The sequence below is a fragment of the Paractinoplanes ferrugineus genome (assembly GCF_016862195.1).
Classification (GTDB): domain Bacteria; phylum Actinomycetota; class Actinomycetes; order Mycobacteriales; family Micromonosporaceae; genus Actinoplanes; species Actinoplanes ferrugineus.
The window spans coordinates 1-1030 of record NZ_BOMM01000120.1 but is presented as its reverse complement, the minus strand read 5'-3'; the positions used below and the strand labels follow the sequence as shown (position 1 = coordinate 1030).

Genomic DNA, 1030 nt, shown 5'->3' with positions numbered 1-1030 from the left:
CTAGGCCGTGTTTCGTAGGGCGCGGAGCCATTGGTTGATGGCGGCGATGGTCAGGGTGGCTTCGTAGCGCACGGCGAGTTTGTCGTATCGGGTGGCCATAGCGCGGTGTTGTTTGAGCTGGTTGATGCCACACTCCACGGCGTGACGTAAGCGGTAGAGCTGGGGGTCGAAGGCGGGCGGACGCCCGCCTTTGGAGCCCTTGGCCTTGCGGTGGGCGTCCTGGTCGGTCTTGCTGGGGATACACGCGCGGATGCCCCGGGAGCGCAGGTGGGCACGGTTGGCTTTGGACGTGTACGCCTTGTCGGCCAGCACCGTGTCCGGGCGGGTCCGTGGCCGGCCGCCGGCGGGTCGGGCAACACGCACCCTGGCGAGGACAGGGATGAACTGCGGGCTGTCACCACGCTGCCCGGCGGTCACGATCAGGGCCATCAGTTTGCGGCCCTGTTCGCAGGCCAGATGAGTCTTCGTGGTCCAGCCGCCCCGCGACCGGCCGAGGCCATGATCGGCCGGCTCTGCCTGCACACCACCGGGTGGCTCTTTCTGCGCCTGGCCGTCACGGCGGGCACCGGCCGCGTGTTGATGGGCGCGGCTGATGGTCGAGTCGACGCTGACGGTCCAGCTGATCAGCCCGGCGGCGTCTGCCTGGGCCTGCAACGAGGCGAGGATCTGCGCCCAGACACCGTCACGCTGCCAACGTCGGAACCAGCGATACAGGGTCTGCCACGGCGGATACACCGGCGGCACGTCCCGCCATGGTGAGCCGGTCCGGACCCGCCACCGGATCCCGTCGATGATCTCTCGCATGGTCCATCTGCGCGGCCGATCACGACCCGTTCCCGCAGGCAGCACCGTCTCCAGAGCCGCCCATTGCAGGTCAGTGAGGTCGTGTCGCCTCGCTGCCGCTACGCTCGGCACGAGGTCTCCGGTGTGAAGTTCTGGCTTGGTCGCTTGAACCAAATACCGGAGACCTCTTCAGTTGTCGATCACCGCCACACCGCGACATCGACGCTCCTACGAAACACCACCTAGC

At 67.5% G+C, this 1030-nt stretch carries 1 protein-coding gene; it reads right to left on the bottom strand.

Annotation, left to right across the window (positions count from 1 at the left end; translation table 11 throughout):
• Positions 1 to 915: an IS5 family transposase gene (locus Afe05nite_RS43500; protein ID WP_203823223.1), complete on the bottom strand. Its 915-nt coding sequence runs from the start codon at positions 913 to 915 to the stop codon at positions 1 to 3.
• Between the last annotated feature and the right edge of the window lie 115 nt (positions 916 to 1030).